Raw genomic sequence first — 230 nt, 5'->3', positions numbered from 1 at the left:
CGCCCATAAGGTCAGCACGCCGCCCAGCGGCAACGCCAGCATCGGCCCGCAGGCGATCAACGCACGCGAGCGCCCTGCACGGCGAGCGGCGCCTTGCGGCTCGGAAGTGGCGAGGACCTGGGTCGACAGGTTCAGCGCGGCGAAACACAGCCCCCAGACCAGACGCAAGCCCAGCAATGCGGCGAACCCCGACAACACCGAGTTACCCAAGGCACACAGGGCAGCAGCGC

At 69.6% G+C, this 230-nt stretch carries 1 protein-coding gene; it reads right to left on the bottom strand.

The genetic code is table 11. The annotated features are described in order from the left end of the window. Positions 1-230: hypothetical protein (locus tag AC0L3B_RS40520; protein WP_473383751.1), on the bottom strand; the 230-nt coding region annotated here is incomplete at both ends.

Source organism: Bradyrhizobium sp. Kon56 (assembly GCF_055807635.1).
The sequence above is the reverse complement of the archived record's forward strand: the minus strand, read 5'-3'. Positions and strand labels throughout refer to the sequence as shown.